Below are 16,889 nucleotides of genomic sequence, written 5' to 3'. Positions count from 1 at the left end.
TCACATAATAATTTACTCCATGTGCCACACTTCAAACCGGGGTTGCCCGGCAGGACGGCGGTGAATCTGCCCTCTATCCCCTCCTCCCTCCGCCCTCTCCGGCAGCCCTGCCCCGTCACGCGCCCGCAAGGCCGCGTCCGGGGCTTTTTCGTTCGTACCGTCGTCACGATACGGTGGCCGCCATGTTGAATCGCGTTTGGACCGGACTGTTTCTGATCGCTTTCGCCACTGGCGCTTTCCGTTTTCTGATCCAGGACGACCCAAAGGTGCTGGGGCGAATGATGGAAGCCCTGTTCGACATGGCCGAAACCGGCTTCGAAATTTCCCTGGGGCTGACCGGCGTACTGGCCTTGTGGCTGGGCATCCTGAGAATCGGGGAGCAGGCCGGCGCGGTAAGTCTGCTCACCCGCCTTTTGACCCCCCTGTTCCGCCGCCTCATGCCTCAGGTTCCCTCCGATCATCCGGCGCTGGGGACAATCACCATGAACCTGGCCGCCAACGCCTTGGGGCTCGACAACGCCGCCACGCCCTTGGGGATTCAAGCCATGCGGGAGCTCCAAGCGCTCAACCCGAAGCCGGATACCTTGAGCGACGCCCAGATCCTGTTTCTGGTCATCAACACCTCGGCCGTCACATTGGTGCCGGTGGCGGTGTTCACCTACCGCGCCCAACTGGGTGCCGCCAACCCCACCGATGTGTTCCTGCCCATTCTGCTGGCCACCTATTGCTCGACCCTGGTGGGCTTGCTGGCGGTGGCGACGGTCCAGAAGTTGAAACTCTTCGATCCGGCAGTCCTGGCCTACCTTCTCGGACTGGGCGGCTTGATCGCCGGCATCGCCATCTGGCTCAGCGGAATGGATCAAGATACATTGCAACAACGCTCGGCCCAACTCAGTCACTTCCTGCTGTTGGGAATCATCGCAGCCTTTCTGATCGCCGCGCTGGTGCGCGGCGTCAACGCTTTTGATGCCTTCGTGGAAGGCGCCAAGGAGGGGTTCCAGACCGCCGTCACGATCATCCCCTATTTGGTGGCGATGCTGGCCGCGGTGGGCCTGTTGCGCGCCAGCGGTGCGCTGGACTTGGCTCTGGATGGACTGCGTGGTATTCTAAAAAGTTATTCCGTCGACAGCCGGTTCCTGGACGCACTCCCCACCGCCTTGATGAAGCCCTTCAGCGGCAGCGGCGCGCGGGCCATGATGATCGACGCCATGCACACCCACGGCCCCGACTCGCTCGCCGGCCGAATGACCGCCATCATGCAGGGCAGCACCGAAACCACTTTCTACGTCCTCGCCGTCTATTGCGGGGCGGTGGGCATCCGGAACGTGCGCCACGCCCTCGGCTGCGGTCTTCTGGCGGACGGCGCCGGCCTGACGGCGGCCATACTTATCGCTTATTGGTTTTTCGGTTGACCATGTTACACGTTGCCTTCGAAACCCTGGGATGCCGCCTCAACGAGGCGGAATCGGAAGCCTGGGCACGCCGCTTCCGCACCGTCGGCGCGGAAATCGTTCCGGCGAAACAAGCGGACGTGGTGGTGCTCAATACTTGCGCCGTCACCCAAGAGGCGGTCCGTAAATCGCGCCAAATGATCCGGCGCCTGCAGCGGGCCAATCCCGGCGCCCGCCTGGTGGTGAGCGGCTGCTACGCCACTTTGCAGCCCGCCGAGGCCGCCGACGCGCTGGGGGTCGACCTGGTGGTGGTCAACCGCGACAAGGACCGATTGGTGGAACTGACCCGAAACCTGGTAGGCGCCCATCACGATTCGCCTTCCCCGGACGATGCCGCCGCCCTATTCACCCGCGGTCGGCAGCGGGCTTTCGTTAAAGTCCAGGACGGCTGTCGTCACCGCTGCACCTTCTGTATCGTCACCGTGGCCCGGGGAGAAGAACGCAGCCGTCCGGTGGCCGACATCGTGACGGAGATCCAAGCCCTTCGCGCCGCGGGGATTCAAGAAGCGGTTCTCACCGGCGTGCATCTGGGCGGCTACGGCAGCGACTTGGGGCTCGAACTGGCGGATTTGATTCGAACCATTCTGGAAGAAACCGATCTGCCGCGCCTCCGCCTCGGTTCGCTGGAACCGTGGCAACTCACGCCGGGTTTCTTCCAGCTGTTTCCAAACCGCCGCCTGATGCCGCATCTTCATTTGCCTTTGCAAAGCGGTTCCGACGCGATCCTCAAGCGCATGGCGCGGCGCTGCCGTCGGGACGATTTTCGCCGTCTGGCGGACGATCTTCGCCGGCATTGCCCGGACCTATCCTTGACCTCCGACATCATCGTCGGATTTCCCGGCGAAACCGAGGCAGACTTTCAGCAAACGCTGGCGTTGGTGGAAAAAATCGGCTTCGCCCATCTCCATATCTTCACCTATTCCCCGCGCTCGGGCACCGCCGCCGCCGCATTTCCCGATCAAATCCCGGAAGCGACGAAAAAAGACCGCAGCCGCAGATTGCACGCCCTGGCTGCCGATTTACGCCGGGACGCTCTCCAGCGGCATTTGGGCCACGTCGAACCGATATTGTGGGAGAAAGCCCGGGAAATCGAAGGCCGGCGGATCTTTTCCGGCTATACCCCCCATTACCTCCGGGTGCAAATGGCGGTTCCGGACGCAATCGATCTGACCAACGCCATCCGCCCGGCCCGTCTGAATGCGCTTACTGCGGAGGGCGATCAACTGGTGGCGGAACCGGCCTGAAGTGCCCCCATGAATCTGAATCGCAAACTAATCCCGCCGGGCATTGACGAAATAGACCGTCGCCGCGATGACCGCCGCCGGCGGCATCACGATGTTGAGCAAGGGAACCCCCACGCCGAACATCACCACGCCGCCCACGGTCAAATTGCCCAATCGCACCTTGGCCAGCAATGCACGCTGCTCGGGAAACAGAATATCGTGGTTGGCGAGCGGATATGCGGTATACTCCAATCCCATGAACCAAGCGTTGAACAGGAGCCACAGGAACGGCGCGATCAAATTCACGCCCGGGATCAGCGTCAGAATCGCCAAGGGAATGGCCCGCAACACAAAATAAGCCAGCCGCCTCGACTCCGCGCCCATCTCCCGAATCACCGCCTTGGCAAAACTTTTCTCCGGCGGTTGCGGCGGTATGCCGGTGAGCAGTTCTTCGGTCCGCTCGGCCAACTTGTCGTAGAACGGCGAGGCCAGCAAGTTGGCCACCAGGGTGAAGCTGAAAAAGGTGATCAGGATGAATGCCAGGCCGAACAGTGGCCATAGCAGCCAGCGCAAGAAATCCAACCAACCGGGTATCAACCAGTCCAGGAAATCGGCGAAAAAATACCCCGCCAATGTGAAAGCGCCGGCGAATAGAATCAAATTGATGAACAAAGGGATCAGCACGAACTTGCGCAGCTGGGGACGTCCCAACAAAGCCATTCCTTGGCCGAGACAGCGCAAGGCGTAAACCGGATTATTCAGTTTTTTGGTATCGTAAGCGAATGTTTCCATGGTTGTACTTTTTCTGCAAAAAAGCCATTGTACAACCCCGGTCAAATGGAAAAGTATCCGTTTGATTCAAGCGCAAGCCGCCAGCGTCGCCGATCTGGCCAAATAGGAATAAGGCACCAAGGTATTTTTGCGGGAAAACATGGCGTGGACCGGCGCCGAACGGTGCGCGATACCATTGAACGCGCTGGCCAATGTGGCCAGATACGGCATCCGGATGCCTCGATGTTCGCACGGTTCGCCGATCACATCCATTTGCATCCCCAAATTGCCCACCACTCGCATGATCGATCGTCGGCATAGAAAGAGCCAGTAATCAATGTCGGTTTGCTCGCTGTAATCCTTGACCGCGCGAATCAACCCCAACAGCACCTCAGGTTCACTAACCACCTGCTGCTGGCTCCCACGACGAAACGATTTAAGAATGGATAGGCGCGACAATTCGGCAAAACTTCGCCCATGTACGTCATAATCTTGGAGGGAAAAATCGGCGATTCGAGTCATCGGCAATCGATCCGGTTCATCGATCACCAAACGGGCGGTGCCCACCCATCGTCCGGTGGCTTTGTGCTGAATCAAGAAATGCACGGAATGGCCATCAAAAGCGTCGATTTCCATGCGATCGACGAAACGGCCGACCGGCTCGAAGCGTTTTTCCAAACAGTAAACCTGATAACGTAACTGATAATGAATGGAACGACTCTCATCGGTGTCGGCAAGAATGGCCCGATAACGACCGTCGAACATATACATCCCTCCCTATTATTTCTTTCGCTTAGAACGTTGTCGACATTCACCATGAGAACCAGTGAGAACGTTCCTGAAGTATTCTCACCGGCACACTTTCGTTGCTTAATGCCAACTCAAACGAGTCCGATCGCTTATCCCAACCCCCGGGCACAATTAATACACGAACCGTGCCAACGATGCTCACAACGCAAAAAAAATAGAATTTGTATGACAATTCGCGCATTTTTTGATACCAAAAGGCGACACTTTTTTCGATTTTTTTAGTAACTATTTGTTAAATAACGAATTATGCATGTCGCCATACAGCGACATGCATAATAGTTTTTTGTAACTTGTTGTTTTTTTATCATCAGGAACCGAATTAGATTCGAATTCTCCCTATTCAGTACAATTCTCCGAATACTTCCATCGATCCGCACTCCATGAATCGTCGCCCAAAAAACCGATTGCAACAGCCGGAAGCCGCCCCCCGAGGACACGCGCCCGAGAAGACGGATCGCAAACCGCCCGTAACGCCCCAGTCAGCCATGCGCGCCGTCGAAATCCGGGCGCCGGGCGGCCCCGAGATGCTGCAAATCACCCGTCGCCCCGTCCCGGCACCGGGGCCGACCGAAGTACTTATCCAAGTGGCCGCCGCCGGCGTCAACCGTCCGGACATTCTCCAGCGCAAGGGCTTTTATCCCCCGCCTCCCGGGGCTTCCGACCTTCCCGGCCTGGAAGTCGCCGGGACCGTCGTTGCGGTGGGGGGCGATGTTCGGGCATGGCGCCCGGGTGACCGGGTGTGCGCCCTGGTTACCGGAGGCGGCTACGCGGAATACTGCACGGCGCCGGCGCTGACCTGCCTGCCGATTCCGGCGGGTTTGGATTGGGTGCAAGCGGCCGCGCTGCCGGAGACTTTTTTCACCGTTTGGGCCAATGTTTTCCAGCGCGGACGCCTCCGAGACGGTGAGCGGCTGCTGGTTCACGGCGGCGCCGGCGGAATCGGCACCACCGCCATCCAACTTGCCGCGGCCCTGCGCGGGGCGGAGGTCTATACCACTTGCGGCAGCGAGGCCAAACGCCGATTCTGCGAAAAGCTGGGCGCCCGCCGCGCCATCCATTACCGCCGGGAAGATTTCGCCGAGTGCATCGCTCGATTCACCCACGGAAAAGGGGTGGACATTATTTTGGATATCATTGGCGGTCCCTATCTTCACGCCAATCTGAAATCGCTGGCCACGGAGGGGCGCTTGGTGATCATCGCCGCCCAGGGCGGCGCCAAGGGGGAAATTTCGCTTCCCGACGTTTTTCTCAAGCGGCTTACGCTCACCGGGTCCACCCTGCGCGCCCGCGATCCGGAGTTCAAGGCCGCCATCGCCCGTCAATTGTCGACTCGGGTTTGGCCGCTTCTCGAGCGCGGGGAAGTACGGCCCATCCTCCATAAAACGCTTTTCCTGGAGCAGGCCGCCGACGCCCATCGGATTCTGGAAAACTGCGAGCACATCGGCAAAATCGTTTTGATTCCCTAAGCCTTGGCGTCGCTTGGACTAAACTTAAATATAGCGAAGGAATCCCGCAGAAATCACTCCCCGCCGAAAGACGACGAGGCATGACTGAAATTTATGGCCAATTTGCCTTTTGAATTACGGCCGGAAGCCGCCGCCCAATGGCTCGCCCAAATGGACTCGGCGCCTCCCAAGACGCGCAGCCGGCATTTGTACACCGTGCTTCAGGCGATGACCGACATTGCCCCGGCCGAGGCTCGAATCGCCCTTTTGGAAACCCTGCGACCCAGCGTGTACACCGCTTCCGAAATCCTGGCTCGGGACTTCACCCGCCTCGCCGCGCCGTTGTCGGAAACCGCCCGCAACACCGCCAAGCTGAGTGTCTTCCTCCATCATCAATTGGCCGCCGGCTACGAAAGCCTCACGGAAGAATCGGCACCTCTCGCGGGTCACCGAGCTTTGGTATCGCTGGGCTGGATGTTGGTGCGCATTCTGCAACTGGGCGAGCCGATCGGTTCCAGTGTGTGGCAGCGCCTATATCGCCTGTATCGACAAGGACAAACCCGGGGCTGGCTGACCCGGCCGGTGGCGGATCCGACGCGAGGAAACGCCGAAGAAACGCCCCTGGAAGCGTTCAAGCACGCCGTCATGTTCGTCGCCTTGGCGCCCATGCGATTCGCCCCCGAACGCCTGGGTGATCTATTCCTGCTCCTCTCCCGGCATCGACACGCCATCGAGCTGAACAACACCCCTTCCACGGACGGCTGGTATCTCGATTTATCCCAACCCCACGGTCCCCGGCGAGCCGCTCCCGAGTTCAAGCAAGCAACGGATTTATGCCTCTACTTGAACATGGCGCCGCCGCCCGCGGAGGAGGGCGCCCCGCCATTGCTGCGGCGCCTGCGCCATCATCTCGGTCAACCGCAAGGGGGAGAGGAATACACCTCCGACCGCCGGGTCGACGAATTGTGGTGCCGGCGGGAAAGCGCGATGGCGGAACTCAAACGCCGCCACTCCCGTTCCCCGGCGTCCGGCGAATGGTTGACGGTTCCCGAGTTCGAACTCACGCCGCTGGATCATGCGCCCTTCGCCGCCGCCGAACCCGCCGCCCCGTCGGAAAGGGTCAGCCGCGTCCATCGGCGACTCGACGGTCGGCTCAGGCAGCGGCGGGACGATCCGGTCGCGGTATTGGAAATTGAACACATCGAAGTTCGCCCGGGTGATTTGGTGATCCTGACACTGCTCGACGAAACCCGGATCGCGGCGGTGGTCCGTTGGCTTCAAACCAGCTTCCAGGACAGTAAGGTTCGCTTCGGCCTGGATCTGTTCGCCGGCAAAGTGGAGCACGTTCAGGCCATCATCCCCGGCCAAGGCCCCACGCCCGCGATCGGAATCATCCAAGCCCGGCAGCGGGAAGCGGCCCTGATTCTCCCGCCGACACGCATCAAACCCGGCGTCCAGATATGGATCGGCGACCGGGAGGCCCAAATCCTCCGTCTCCTGGAATGGACGGATGATTTCTGCGCCTATCGCTTGTTCTACGGGTAAGCCGCTACAGAGTCGGGTATCATGAGGGAATGTCGCTGCTACGCCTCGATATTCACCAACTGCGCAACCTCCAAGCGAGCTCCCTCCGGCCCGACCCCCACATTAATTTGATCGTCGGCCCCAACGCCAGCGGCAAAACCTCCCTGCTGGAGGCGATCTATCTGCTCGGCCGGGGACGCTCCTTCCGCACGCCACGGAGCGCGGACCTGATCGCTCATGGAACCGATCGCTTCAGTGTCGCCGGCAGGATTTTTAGGGAGGAACGGGAAATTTCCCTGGGGGTAGGATTTGCCGAAGGAGAGCGCCGCTTGAAGTTGGACGGTCGAATTGTCGACGCACGCGCTGAGCTGCTTCACGCCTTGCCGGTTCAATTCATCGATCCCACGCTGCATACCCTCCTGGGAGACGCGCCCAAAGCGAGGCGCCAATTTCTGGACTGGGGGACGTTCTATGCCGAAACGGATTATTTACCCGCTTGGCGGCGCTATCGGCGCGCCTTGGAGCAACGCAACGCGGTCCTCAAATCCGGCCGGCGCGAAGCCGCTATCCTATGGGGACGGGAACTGGTGAAATACGGTAAAATAATCGAGATTTGCCGACGTCGTTATGTGGAGGCCCTGCAAATCCGATTCAAGGAAGTCGCCGAGCAAGCGGAGCTGGGGACGGAGCTGGAGCTCCGCTATCTTCCCGGCTGGGCGGGCGGTAAAAGCCTGGAAGCGGCCTTGCACGACGACCTGGATCGGGACATCCGCCACGGCTGCACCCATAGCGGTCCACACCGGGACGATTTTACCCTGTACGATGCGGGACGACCGGTTCGTCGCCGTCTCTCCCGTGGACAGATGAAGCTGTTGACTTGCGTCCTCGCCTTGGTGCAGACCTGCTTGCCGGCGCGTCCCGTCTGTCTCCTGATCGACGACTTGGCATCCGAATTAGACCTTGAGAATCAGGCACTTTTGACCGATTTGATCGTCCATTTCAATATCCAGATTTTTATCACCGCCACCCATCCGGAGGCGCTCCCCCGTCTTGGCCCCCGCGCGGGCCGAACCTTCCGGCTGGAACGGGGAGTCATCACACCGAATTGATTCGGCAACCTTTTGGAAAATTATGAGCAAAACAGCAACCCAAGCCTATGACAGTTCCACGATCCAAGTCCTGAAGGGACTGGAAGCGGTACGCAAACGTCCCGGCATGTACATCGGCGACACCGACGACGGCACCGGCCTCCATCACATGGTGTTCGAGGTAGTGGACAACGCCATCGACGAATCCCTGGCCGGCCATTGCCGGAATATCCACGTCACCCTGCACGCCGACGGATCGGTTTCGGTGGAGGACGACGGGCGCGGCATCCCGGTGGACGTCATGGAAGAGGAAGGCAGACCCGCCGCCGAAGTCATCATGACCGTCCTCCATGCCGGCGGCAAGTTCGACGACAACGCCTACAAAGTCTCCGGCGGCCTGCACGGCGTGGGGGTATCGGTGGTCAACGCCCTCTCGGAAGAACTGGTGCTGGAAATCAAGCGCGGCGGCAAGCACTACCGTCAGACCTACCGCATGGGAGAACCGGTCACGCCGCTGGAGGAAGTCGGCCCGGCCAAGAAGCACACCGGCACCAAGGTGCGCTTTCAGCCCAGTCCGGAAGTCTTTACCAATATCGAATTCCATTACGACATTCTCGCCAAACGCCTGCGCGAGCTGTCCTTCCTCAACTCCGGGGTACGCATCGTGTTGCACGACGAGCGCAACGACCGCGAGGACGTCTTCCAGTTCGACGGCGGCATCCGGGCCTTCGTCGGTCACCTGGCCAAGAACAAGACCCCCTTGTTCGACAAGGTGTTTTATTGCCAGGCGGAAAAGGACGGCATGGGGGTGGAAGTGGCCATGGTATGGAACGACTCCTACCAGGAAAACACCCTTTGCTACACCAACAATATTCCGCAAAAGGACGGCGGATCGCACTTGGCCGGCTTCCGCGCGGCCCTGACCCGGACCGTCAATCAGCACATCGACGCCCAGGGCCTGGCCAAGAAGCACAAAGTCCATCCGGAAGGCGCCGACATCCGCGAAGGACTGACCGCGGTCTTGTCGGTCAAGGTGCCGGACCCCAAGTTCTCCTCCCAAACCAAGGAAAAACTGGTTTCCTCGGAGGTCAAGCCGGTGGTGGAAGCGGTCGTGACGGATAAGTTCCAGGAATTTCTGTGGGAAAATCCGTCCGCCGCCAAGGCCATTGCGGGGAAGGTGATCGAAGCGGCCCGCGCCCGGGAGGCGGCGCGTCGGGCGCGCGAAATGACCCGCCGCAAGACCGCCTTGGACATGGGCGGTTTGCCCGGCAAGCTGGCCGACTGCCAGGAGAAGGACCCCGCCCATTCCGAATTGTTCATCGTGGAGGGCGATTCCGCCGGCGGTTCGGCCAAGCAGGGTCGCGATCGGCGGACCCAGGCGATCCTCCCCCTCAAGGGGAAAATCCTCAATGTGGAGCGGGCGCGATTCGACAAAATGCTCTCCTCCGACGAAATCGCCACCTTGATCACCGCCCTGGGCTGCGGCATCGGCAAGGAGGATTACGATCCGGACAAGCTGCGCTATCACTGGATCATCATCATGACCGACGCCGACGTGGACGGCTCCCACATTCGGACTTTGCTGTTGACCTTTTTCTATCGCCAGATGCCCGAACTGATCGAACGCGGCCACGTGTACATCGCCCAACCGCCCTTGTACAAAGTCAAGAAGGGCAAACAGGAGCACTACGTCAAGGACGACGACGAGTTGGCCGAATACCTCCTCCAGATGGCGCTCGATCAAGCGGCCTTGCTGCCCGATCCGGACGCGCCGCCGATCAAGGGCGCCGGGCTGGAGAAACTGGTGCGCGCGTATCTGACGGTGCGCGACGTCATTCACCGTCACAGCCTGCATTACGACGAAGCATTCCTGGAAGCGCTGATCCATCTGCCCTCCTTCGAAGAATCCTTCCTGCATGACCAAAAGGCCTGCCGGGAATGGTTCGAGGCTCTGGAGGCCTACCTCAACCGGGATCCCAGCCGTCCCACCCGATACACGGTCGAATTGGCGTTTTTCGAAGACAACGGCAACGCGTTTCTAGCGACGATCCACAAACGTCTCTACGGCGTGACCAAAAGCTTCGAAGTCGCCCCCGGCTTTTTCCATTCGGCGGACTATCTCAAACTGGCCCGATACGGCCAGGAAACGGCCAGTTTGTGCGGGGAGACGAGCGTGCTCCAGGTCGGCGAACGCAAACACCGGGTGAGCGAGTTCAAGGAGGCGTTCGCGGCCTTGATGACCGAAGCCCGCAAGGGCCAGCAAGTTCAACGCTACAAAGGCTTGGGGGAAATGAATCCCGATCAATTGTGGGAAACCACCATGCACCCGGAAAGTCGCCGCTTGCTGAAGGTCACCATCGAGGATGCGGTGGCCGCCGACGAGGTCTTTTCCACCTTGATGGGCGACCAAGTGGAACCGCGTCGCCGCTTCATCGAAGACAATGCCCTGGCGGTCGAGAACCTGGACATCTAACCATGCTGCCATACCCTCAGATCGATCCGGTCGCCGTTCAAATCGGTCCCCTCAAGGTCCACTGGTACGGCCTGATGTACGTCATCGGCTTCCTGGGCGCCTGGTTCCTGGCACGCCGGCGGGCCCAGCGGCACGATTGGCGGAACGAGGCCATCGACGACCTGATTTTCTACGGCGCCTTGGGCGTGGTGCTGGGAGGCCGGATCGGCTACATGCTGTTCTACAATTTTCCGGTGCTCCTTCATGACCCGTGGAGCTTCTTTCGGGTCTGGGAAGGCGGCATGTCGTTCCACGGCGGACTGTTGGGGGTACTGGCGGCGATGGGGTGGTTCGCCCACAAGCACCGGCGCTCGTTTTTCGAGGTCACCGACTTCCTCGCCCCCTTGGTGCCCATCGGTCTCTTCTTCGGCCGGCTGGGCAATTTCATCAACGGCGAACTCTGGGGCAAGGTAACCGATCTGCCCTGGGGGATGGTGTTCCCCACCGGCGGCCCCCTGCCGCGCCATCCGTCCCAACTCTACGAGGCGATTCTGGAGGGCCTGGTCTTATTTACGGTGCTTTGGATCTATTCGGCCAAACCCCGCCCCCAAATGGCGGTCTCGGGCCTTTTCCTGCTGCTCTACGGCGCATTCCGCTTTCTGGTGGAATTCATCCGCGAGCCCGACGCCCACATCGGCTACTTGGCGTTCGGCTGGCTGACCATGGGCCAATTGCTGTCCACCCCCATGATCCTCGCCGGTTTGCTTTTGCTTGCCTTCGCCTACCGACGCCCATCGCCGGCCACCGCCAGGGAATGAATCATGCGCGTTTATCTCGACCTACTCCGGGACATTCTCGATCACGGCGCCCCCAAAGACGACCGCACCGGCACCGGTACCCTGAGCGTCTTCGGCCGCCAGTTGCGCGTCGACCTTTCCGCGGGCTTCCCCCTCCTCACCACCAAAAAGCTGCACTGGCGCTCCATCGCCCACGAACTGCTGTGGTTTTTGTCCGGCAGCACCAACATCCGTTACCTCGCCGAACACGGGGTCCGCATCTGGAATGAATGGGCCGACGAGGCGGGCAATTTGGGGCCGGTCTACGGCCAGCAATGGCGTGCCTGGAAGGGGGCAAGCGGAGAAACCATCGACCAATTGAGCCAGGTCATGGAAACGCTTGAGCGCGATCCCGATTCCCGCCGCTTGCTGGTGAATGCCTGGAACGTGGGCGAACTGGCCCAAATGCGCCTTCCGCCGTGTCACTACGCGTTCCAGTTCTACGTCGCCGGCGGCCGCTTGTCGTGCCTGTTCAACATGCGTTCGGTGGACGTGTTTCTCGGGCTGCCCTTCAATCTCGCCAGCTATGCGCTATTGACCCATCTGGTGGCCGATCAATGCCGGCTGAAGGTGGGGGAATTGATTTGGACCGGCGGCGACGTCCATCTGTATTCGAACCACCTGGACCAGGCCCGCCTGCAACTGGAACGAGAACCCTATCCCTTGCCGCGTCTGGAAATCCTGCGCCGATCGCCGTCGCTGTTCGATTACCGATTCGAGGATTTCCAACTCCACGACTATCGAGCCCATCCCCACATCAAGGCGCCGGTGGCGGTCTAATCAGGGACGACCCGCCCCTACCTATGAAAATAAGCTAATCGCTCATATTACTCTCTCTCCCCTTTTCGAGGGCGGGAAGTATCGCAAAAGTAAAGATCCCTTCTCCCTCTTGGAGGAAGAGGGTGGATCTAATTGAAATGAAAAATATTTTTATTTTAAATCACCCTCACTCCAACCCCATCCGCCATCGGGAGAGGGCGATAACGGTAATCGCGATGACGAGCCTCACACAAGTTTTGAGGCAGCGTCAGAAAGTAAAACGCATCGCCGGACAAGCATCACGCACCTTAGCGATCCGTTCCGCGGTGGACGGATGGGTGGCCAGATAGCCCATTTCTCCACCACCGAATGCTTCCTCCAATCGTTCCAGGAGCGCGGCGAAATGGGCCGGATCGAGGCCTTCTTTACAGAAATACGCCGCCGAGAAACGGTCCGCTTCGGTTTCGAAAGCGCGCGAATATTGCCGCTCCACCAGCAGAGTCGGCAGCGCCGCTCCCAGGGAGCTGGACGCGGATAGGTCGCCGGTCACCCAAATAATCAGCATCGCCACCAGGGAATCCTGAATCAACCGCCGCAGTCCGTGGCGGTGAATCACGTGCCCGACTTCGTGAGCCATCACGCCCAGCAGTTCCTCGTCGCGCCGGGCCAGCTTCACCAGTTCGTCGGTCATGACGATGGTACCCGAAGGCAGGGCGAAGGCATTGGCGCCGATTTTCTCCCCGCGCCGGAACACCAATCGATAGGCGTAGTCCGGTGGCTGGGCGGCCACCAGCCGGCTAAACACTTGCTGCAAGTTTCGCCGGCGCTCGGGCGGCAAACGGCTGGGTCGGAACAGGGTCCGATCCATGATCGCCAAAGCCCCCTGCCCCACCTCGGCGCTGGTTTCGGCGGGCAGGGCGAACGCCGCCCCTTGGGCGAGCATGGGCACGCCGTAACGGACGAAGCCCCAACTGAAAAGCCCCACCGCCGCGGCAAACAGCACCACCCATCCCAGGCGGGACTCCAAACGATGCAGCCAACGCTGACCCGCGTGCAAGCCCAGCGCATCCAATGCCCGATCCACGTCGTCGTTGGCCAGAGTTTCGAATTTGCCGCCATCGGGCAGATAAAAATGCCGCGGCGTCCCGCCCAGACGGGAACTGATCCGGACTTGCCGCAGCGGCCAACTCGTGGTCTGCCCGGCCCGGGTCAGCGACAATCGGCCGTCGCGCCCGAGAATCGCCTCGGCGGGATGGCCGCGGGCACTTCGCCCATCGTAATAATAGCCCTCCAATCTCGTCATCACAGGCCGATGTCCATGTCGAAAGCCTCGCTCATTTCCTCGCCCAAACTGCCGACACGCTCCACCTGGTCGGCGACGAACGCGTCCAGATCCCTTTCGCCGGCCAGAGCCAGTCTTTCCGCCCGGTAGCGCGCCAACCGCACTTGGGCCCATGGCGCATACAAACCCAGGGTCAGCGCCATCCCCAGCGCGTTGGTCAGATAGATCCAAAACAGGGGGCCCGCCTCCAAGCGGCTCTGAAAGCCATGCGCCCCCAAGCGCGTGTGATTGAACAGCACGTTCTGCACGCGACTTTGAAAATAGGCATACAAAAAGAACGCCAGGGGAACGGAAACCACCGCCGCGCCCACCGCGGGAATCGCCAGTCCCAGCAGCAAGGCCAGCACGCCGCCCCCGATTGCGATCACCAGGAATCTACCCGAAACCCGGTAAAAATCCCCTGGCCGGGCGTGAAAGGAAAACGGCGTGGCCCCGTAACGGCTATTCGCCACCCGAAGCCGTTTTTGCCGATAAATCACATAAGGCAACAGCAATCCCAAGGTGAACGGCATCCAAAACGGCCACCACAAATACGCTTTTGCGGCCTCCCAAACCGTCCCGTCGAAGTTGAAACGAATATTCCTGAATGCCGATTTCCGCATCCGAAATTGCAACGCCTTGACCACCACCCACGGAGTCGCAACCAAAACCAGCAAGCCCAACACCGACTCGGCCAGCGGATAATAATGGGCGATCGCCGCACTCGCCAATAAAACGGCAAAGACGATCGCCCGCCCCTTGAGAATCTCCGTGGGGCTGGCCAGATATTCGAAGGCATGGTCCCCCAGCCAGGTATTGCCGTAGAAGTAACGCTCGCGCCTAACTTTCGCCCACGCGGAATACACACCCAGGGTCAATATCGTCAGCGCCACATTCACAATCCAGATTTTGAAGTATTCCCCGCCTTCGCCGGTAAAACGAAAGGGCGTCAATGAATCTCGGTCCTCCATCCTAAGCATCCTACTCCAATGAACCATTCTTGGAGGCAGTGTTGTGACGCCTCCAAGGCTTCCCATACAATTATGGTATAAATTTCAGCAACGAGCAGGGACGCCGCTCTCGTTCCCTTTCCGAAGATGCTCGAATCCTTGCCTTGAACGACTCATTCACACAGAGAGGTGATCGCTTGCAAATCAACCTGATCGTCGCCATGGCGCGCAACCGGGTGATCGGTTGCCATGGTCGAATGCCCTGGCATCTGTCGGAAGACCTGCGCCGTTTTAAAAAAATCACCTGGGGCAAACCCCTTTTGATGGGGCGGCGCACTTTCGAGTCCATCGGGCGCCCCCTGCCGGGACGGCACAATATCGTCGTCAGCCGTTCGGCGGCTTTTCATCCCTCCGGCTGCTCAGTGGTGCATTCCCTGGAAGAGGGATTGGCCCGGGCACAGGAAATCGGTTCCAACCATAGCGAAACGGAATTGATGGTGATCGGCGGGGCGACGCTTTACGCCGCGCTGATGCCCCGGGCCCAAAGGATCTATTTAACCTTGATCCACGCCGATTATTCCGGCGATACCTATTTCCCCGAATGGTCGATTCACTCGTGGCGGGAAGTGGCGCGGGAAGATCGGCCGGCGAACCCGGATTTTCCCCATCCCTACAGTTTCATCCTCCTGGAAAGGACGGCCTGATATCGATTCAATCCGCTTTTCAACCCGGCTGGCAATGGCGGGGGCAATCGATGCTTACCCGATACATATCCCCGTCCAACCGGAGCGCGGTCAGTTGACCGCCCCACAGGCAACCGGTGTCGATCCCGTAACAGCCGTTTTCCGCCACAAACCCGAGCGTGGACCAATGTCCGAATACGATTTCGCGGTCCTCGCTCTTGCGCCCCGGAAAACGTAGCCAGGGAATCAATTGCGGTTGATCCTCGGGGGGACCGGAAGGCTCCAAGGCCAGCCGCCCCTCCGAGTCGCAATAACGCAAGCGGGTAAGGCAATTGACGATGTAACGTAAGCGATCCCAGCCCGCCAAGTCTTCCGACCAAAGGTTGGGCTCGTTGCCGTACATCTGCCCCATGAAGACTTCCACCTCGTCCCCTTGCAGCACCGCTTCCACCTCGCGGGCACAATGGATGGCGGTATCGATATCCCACTGGGGCGGCAACCCGGCGTGTACCAGGCAAAACCGTTCGTTGTGGTGAAACAGGGGGCGGTGGCGCAGCCAGTCGATCAAATCATCCCGGTCCGGAGCCTCCAGCACGTCGGCCAAACCCCGCCGCCCCTTAGACGACTGACCGTAAGCCAGCGCCAATAGGTGCAAATCGTGGTTCCCCAGCACGCTGACGGCCCGATCGCCCAATGCCTTCACGAAGCGGAGGGTCTCCAAGGAATGAGGCCCCCGGTTGACCAGATCCCCGGCGAACCAAAGTTGATCCGTCGCCGGATCGAAGTTGATCTTATCCAGCAGTTGCTGCAACTCGAAGAAACACCCCTGGATATCTCCGATGGCATAATGCGCCATAGATGGTACTCCTTTCACTTTGAGAGAGCCTCCGCCCTGGTGGCGACGCCCCCTCTTTAAAAAGCCTGATCTTGTACCGCATCGCCCACCTCAAAGCAAGTTTGGAGTCGGTTTTTTATTTTCCTTTAAGCGCTCACCCGCCGCTATACTGTTTGACAAGTTTCACTTCTACGACGATCCAGATGGCTCGGGTGTTCTATTTTCCCAATCGCGGCGCGACCGCACTTTTCCTATGCCTGCTCGCCCCCCCGCCCCACGCCGCCGAACCGGCCGACGATCTGTTCGCCGCCGCCAGTCAGGGCAGAACCGCCCTAGTCCAAGCGGTTTTGAGCCAGGGGGTGCCGGTGGACACCGAACTTGCCGGCGGGCGGACCGCCCTGATGGGCGCGGCCTTCTTCGGCAACGAACATACCGTGCGGCTGCTTTTGGGCTACGGTGCCGACGTCAATGCGGCGGACAATCGCGGCATCACCCCCTTGATGGATGCGGTCGCCGGCGGCTGGCCACGGGTGGTGGAATTGCTGTTGGCGGCCGGTGCCGACGTCAATGCCCGAGACTCCAGCGGACAATCGGTTTTGAGCAAAGCCGAGCAGTCGGGCAACCGGGTCATCATTCGCTTGCTTAAAGCGGCCGGCGCCCAAAAAAACCCGGCTCCGCCAGCGAAGGAGCCGGACGCGCAAAAGCCGGCCCCTCAAGAGGAAAAATAAACCGCCTTCCGGT

15 protein-coding genes are annotated in these 16,889 nt (G+C 60.2%); 10 read left to right on the top strand and 5 right to left on the bottom strand.

Annotated features, from left to right (window positions below; all coding sequences use genetic code 11):
• Nucleotides 1-182 precede the first annotated feature (182 nt).
• A complete protein-coding gene (locus H035_RS0101120; RefSeq protein ID WP_022947173.1) occupies nucleotides 183-1,412 on the top strand; it encodes a nucleoside recognition domain-containing protein in 1,230 nt (409 codons plus the stop codon).
• Nucleotides 1,413-1,414: 2 nt separating this feature from the next.
• Entirely contained in the window at nucleotides 1,415-2,695 is a 1,281-nt protein-coding gene (mtaB, locus tag H035_RS0101115; RefSeq protein WP_022947172.1) for a tRNA (N(6)-L-threonylcarbamoyladenosine(37)-C(2))-methylthiotransferase MtaB, read from the top strand.
• Between the two features lie 27 nt (nucleotides 2,696-2,722).
• On the opposite strand, the gene cysZ is transcribed toward mtaB, so the two are convergent.
• Both cysZ and H035_RS0101105 read right to left on the bottom strand, forming a co-directional pair.
• Entirely contained in the window at nucleotides 2,723-3,466 is a 744-nt protein-coding gene (gene cysZ / locus H035_RS0101110) for a sulfate transporter CysZ (protein ID WP_022947171.1), read from the bottom strand.
• Between the two features lie 66 nt (nucleotides 3,467-3,532).
• Nucleotides 3,533-4,210, bottom strand: a complete 678-nt coding sequence (locus H035_RS0101105; RefSeq protein WP_022947170.1) for a PEP-CTERM/exosortase system-associated acyltransferase — start codon at nucleotides 4,208-4,210, stop codon at nucleotides 3,533-3,535.
• A 425-nt stretch (nucleotides 4,211-4,635) separates the two neighbouring features.
• Between H035_RS0101105 and H035_RS0101100 the strand changes: the two genes are divergently transcribed.
• From H035_RS0101100 to thyA, 6 genes are all read left to right on the top strand, one after another.
• On the top strand, nucleotides 4,636-5,721 hold the full coding sequence (locus tag H035_RS0101100) for an NAD(P)H-quinone oxidoreductase (RefSeq protein ID WP_321162841.1): 1,086 nt from the start codon (nucleotides 4,636-4,638) through the stop codon (nucleotides 5,719-5,721).
• 93 nt (nucleotides 5,722-5,814) lie between these two features.
• Nucleotides 5,815-7,245 (top strand): hypothetical protein, encoded by a 1,431-nt coding sequence (locus tag H035_RS0101095; RefSeq protein WP_022947168.1) that lies wholly within the window; start codon nucleotides 5,815-5,817, stop codon nucleotides 7,243-7,245.
• 29 nt (nucleotides 7,246-7,274) lie between these two features.
• Nucleotides 7,275-8,333, top strand: coding sequence for a DNA replication/repair protein RecF (gene recF / locus H035_RS0101090; RefSeq protein ID WP_022947167.1), 1,059 nt, complete (start codon nucleotides 7,275-7,277; stop codon nucleotides 8,331-8,333).
• Between the two features lie 22 nt (nucleotides 8,334-8,355).
• Complete coding sequence (gene gyrB / locus H035_RS0101085) at nucleotides 8,356-10,785, top strand: DNA topoisomerase (ATP-hydrolyzing) subunit B (protein WP_022947166.1); 2,430 nt, start codon at nucleotides 8,356-8,358, stop codon at nucleotides 10,783-10,785.
• A 2-nt stretch (nucleotides 10,786-10,787) separates the two neighbouring features.
• Nucleotides 10,788-11,582 carry a prolipoprotein diacylglyceryl transferase gene (lgt, locus tag H035_RS0101080; protein WP_022947165.1) on the top strand — a complete coding sequence of 265 codons (795 nt, stop codon included), beginning with the start codon at nucleotides 10,788-10,790 and terminating at the stop codon, nucleotides 11,580-11,582.
• Nucleotides 11,583-11,585: 3 nt separating this feature from the next.
• The gene (gene thyA / locus H035_RS0101075; protein ID WP_022947164.1) at nucleotides 11,586-12,380 is read left to right on the top strand and encodes a thymidylate synthase; all 795 of its coding nucleotides are present in this window, start codon (nucleotides 11,586-11,588) and stop codon (nucleotides 12,378-12,380) included.
• A 247-nt stretch (nucleotides 12,381-12,627) separates the two neighbouring features.
• Here the strand turns inward: thyA and H035_RS0101070 are convergent, their stop codons facing one another.
• Both H035_RS0101070 and H035_RS0101065 read right to left on the bottom strand, forming a co-directional pair.
• Nucleotides 12,628-13,662 (bottom strand): M48 family metallopeptidase, encoded by a 1,035-nt coding sequence (locus H035_RS0101070; protein WP_022947163.1) that lies wholly within the window; start codon nucleotides 13,660-13,662, stop codon nucleotides 12,628-12,630.
• Nucleotides 13,662-14,651, bottom strand: a complete 990-nt coding sequence (locus H035_RS0101065) for a YjgN family protein (protein ID WP_022947162.1) — start codon at nucleotides 14,649-14,651, stop codon at nucleotides 13,662-13,664. Before H035_RS0101065 ends, H035_RS0101070 begins: the two co-directional genes overlap by 1 nt.
• Before the next feature lie 176 nt (nucleotides 14,652-14,827).
• Between H035_RS0101065 and H035_RS0101060 the strand changes: the two genes are divergently transcribed.
• Entirely contained in the window at nucleotides 14,828-15,334 is a 507-nt protein-coding gene (locus tag H035_RS0101060) for a dihydrofolate reductase (RefSeq protein WP_022947161.1), read from the top strand.
• A 19-nt stretch (nucleotides 15,335-15,353) separates the two neighbouring features.
• On the opposite strand, the gene H035_RS0101055 is transcribed toward H035_RS0101060, so the two are convergent.
• Nucleotides 15,354-16,169, bottom strand: a complete 816-nt coding sequence (locus H035_RS0101055; protein WP_022947160.1) for a symmetrical bis(5'-nucleosyl)-tetraphosphatase — start codon at nucleotides 16,167-16,169, stop codon at nucleotides 15,354-15,356.
• Nucleotides 16,170-16,351: 182 nt separating this feature from the next.
• Here H035_RS0101055 and H035_RS0101050 point away from each other — a divergent pair, with 182 nt between their 5' ends.
• On the top strand, nucleotides 16,352-16,876 hold the full coding sequence (locus tag H035_RS0101050; protein ID WP_051149716.1) for an ankyrin repeat domain-containing protein: 525 nt from the start codon (nucleotides 16,352-16,354) through the stop codon (nucleotides 16,874-16,876).
• Nucleotides 16,877-16,889 lie beyond the last annotated feature (13 nt).

Source organism: Methylohalobius crimeensis 10Ki (assembly GCF_000421465.1).
In the GTDB taxonomy this organism is placed as follows: domain Bacteria; phylum Pseudomonadota; class Gammaproteobacteria; order Methylococcales; family Methylothermaceae; genus Methylohalobius; species Methylohalobius crimeensis.
This window is presented reverse-complemented; position numbering and strand designations above follow the sequence as displayed.

Bases quoted from the DNA above. Each gene is read 5' to 3' on its own strand.
- H035_RS0101095 (WP_022947168.1), top strand. From the start codon at position 5,815: ATGGCCAATTTGCCTTTTGAATTACGGCCGGAAGCCGCCGCCCAATGG.
- H035_RS0101100 (WP_321162841.1), top strand. From the start codon at position 4,636: ATGAATCGTCGCCCAAAAAACCGATTGCAACAGCCGGAAGCCGCCCCC.
- thyA (WP_022947164.1), top strand. From the start codon at position 11,586: ATGCGCGTTTATCTCGACCTACTCCGGGACATTCTCGATCACGGCGCC.
- H035_RS0101055 (WP_022947160.1), bottom strand. From the start codon at position 16,169: ATGGCGCATTATGCCATCGGAGATATCCAGGGGTGTTTCTTCGAGTTG.
- H035_RS0101050 (WP_051149716.1), top strand. From the start codon at position 16,352: ATGGCTCGGGTGTTCTATTTTCCCAATCGCGGCGCGACCGCACTTTTC.
- H035_RS0101065 (WP_022947162.1), bottom strand. From the start codon at position 14,651: ATGGAGGACCGAGATTCATTGACGCCCTTTCGTTTTACCGGCGAAGGC.
- recF (WP_022947167.1), top strand. From the start codon at position 7,275: ATGTCGCTGCTACGCCTCGATATTCACCAACTGCGCAACCTCCAAGCG.
- mtaB (WP_022947172.1), top strand. From the start codon at position 1,415: ATGTTACACGTTGCCTTCGAAACCCTGGGATGCCGCCTCAACGAGGCG.
- cysZ (WP_022947171.1), bottom strand. From the start codon at position 3,466: ATGGAAACATTCGCTTACGATACCAAAAAACTGAATAATCCGGTTTAC.
- lgt (WP_022947165.1), top strand. From the start codon at position 10,788: ATGCTGCCATACCCTCAGATCGATCCGGTCGCCGTTCAAATCGGTCCC.
- H035_RS0101120 (WP_022947173.1), top strand. From the start codon at position 183: ATGTTGAATCGCGTTTGGACCGGACTGTTTCTGATCGCTTTCGCCACT.
- gyrB (WP_022947166.1), top strand. From the start codon at position 8,356: ATGAGCAAAACAGCAACCCAAGCCTATGACAGTTCCACGATCCAAGTC.
- H035_RS0101105 (WP_022947170.1), bottom strand. From the start codon at position 4,210: ATGTTCGACGGTCGTTATCGGGCCATTCTTGCCGACACCGATGAGAGT.
- H035_RS0101070 (WP_022947163.1), bottom strand. From the start codon at position 13,662: ATGACGAGATTGGAGGGCTATTATTACGATGGGCGAAGTGCCCGCGGC.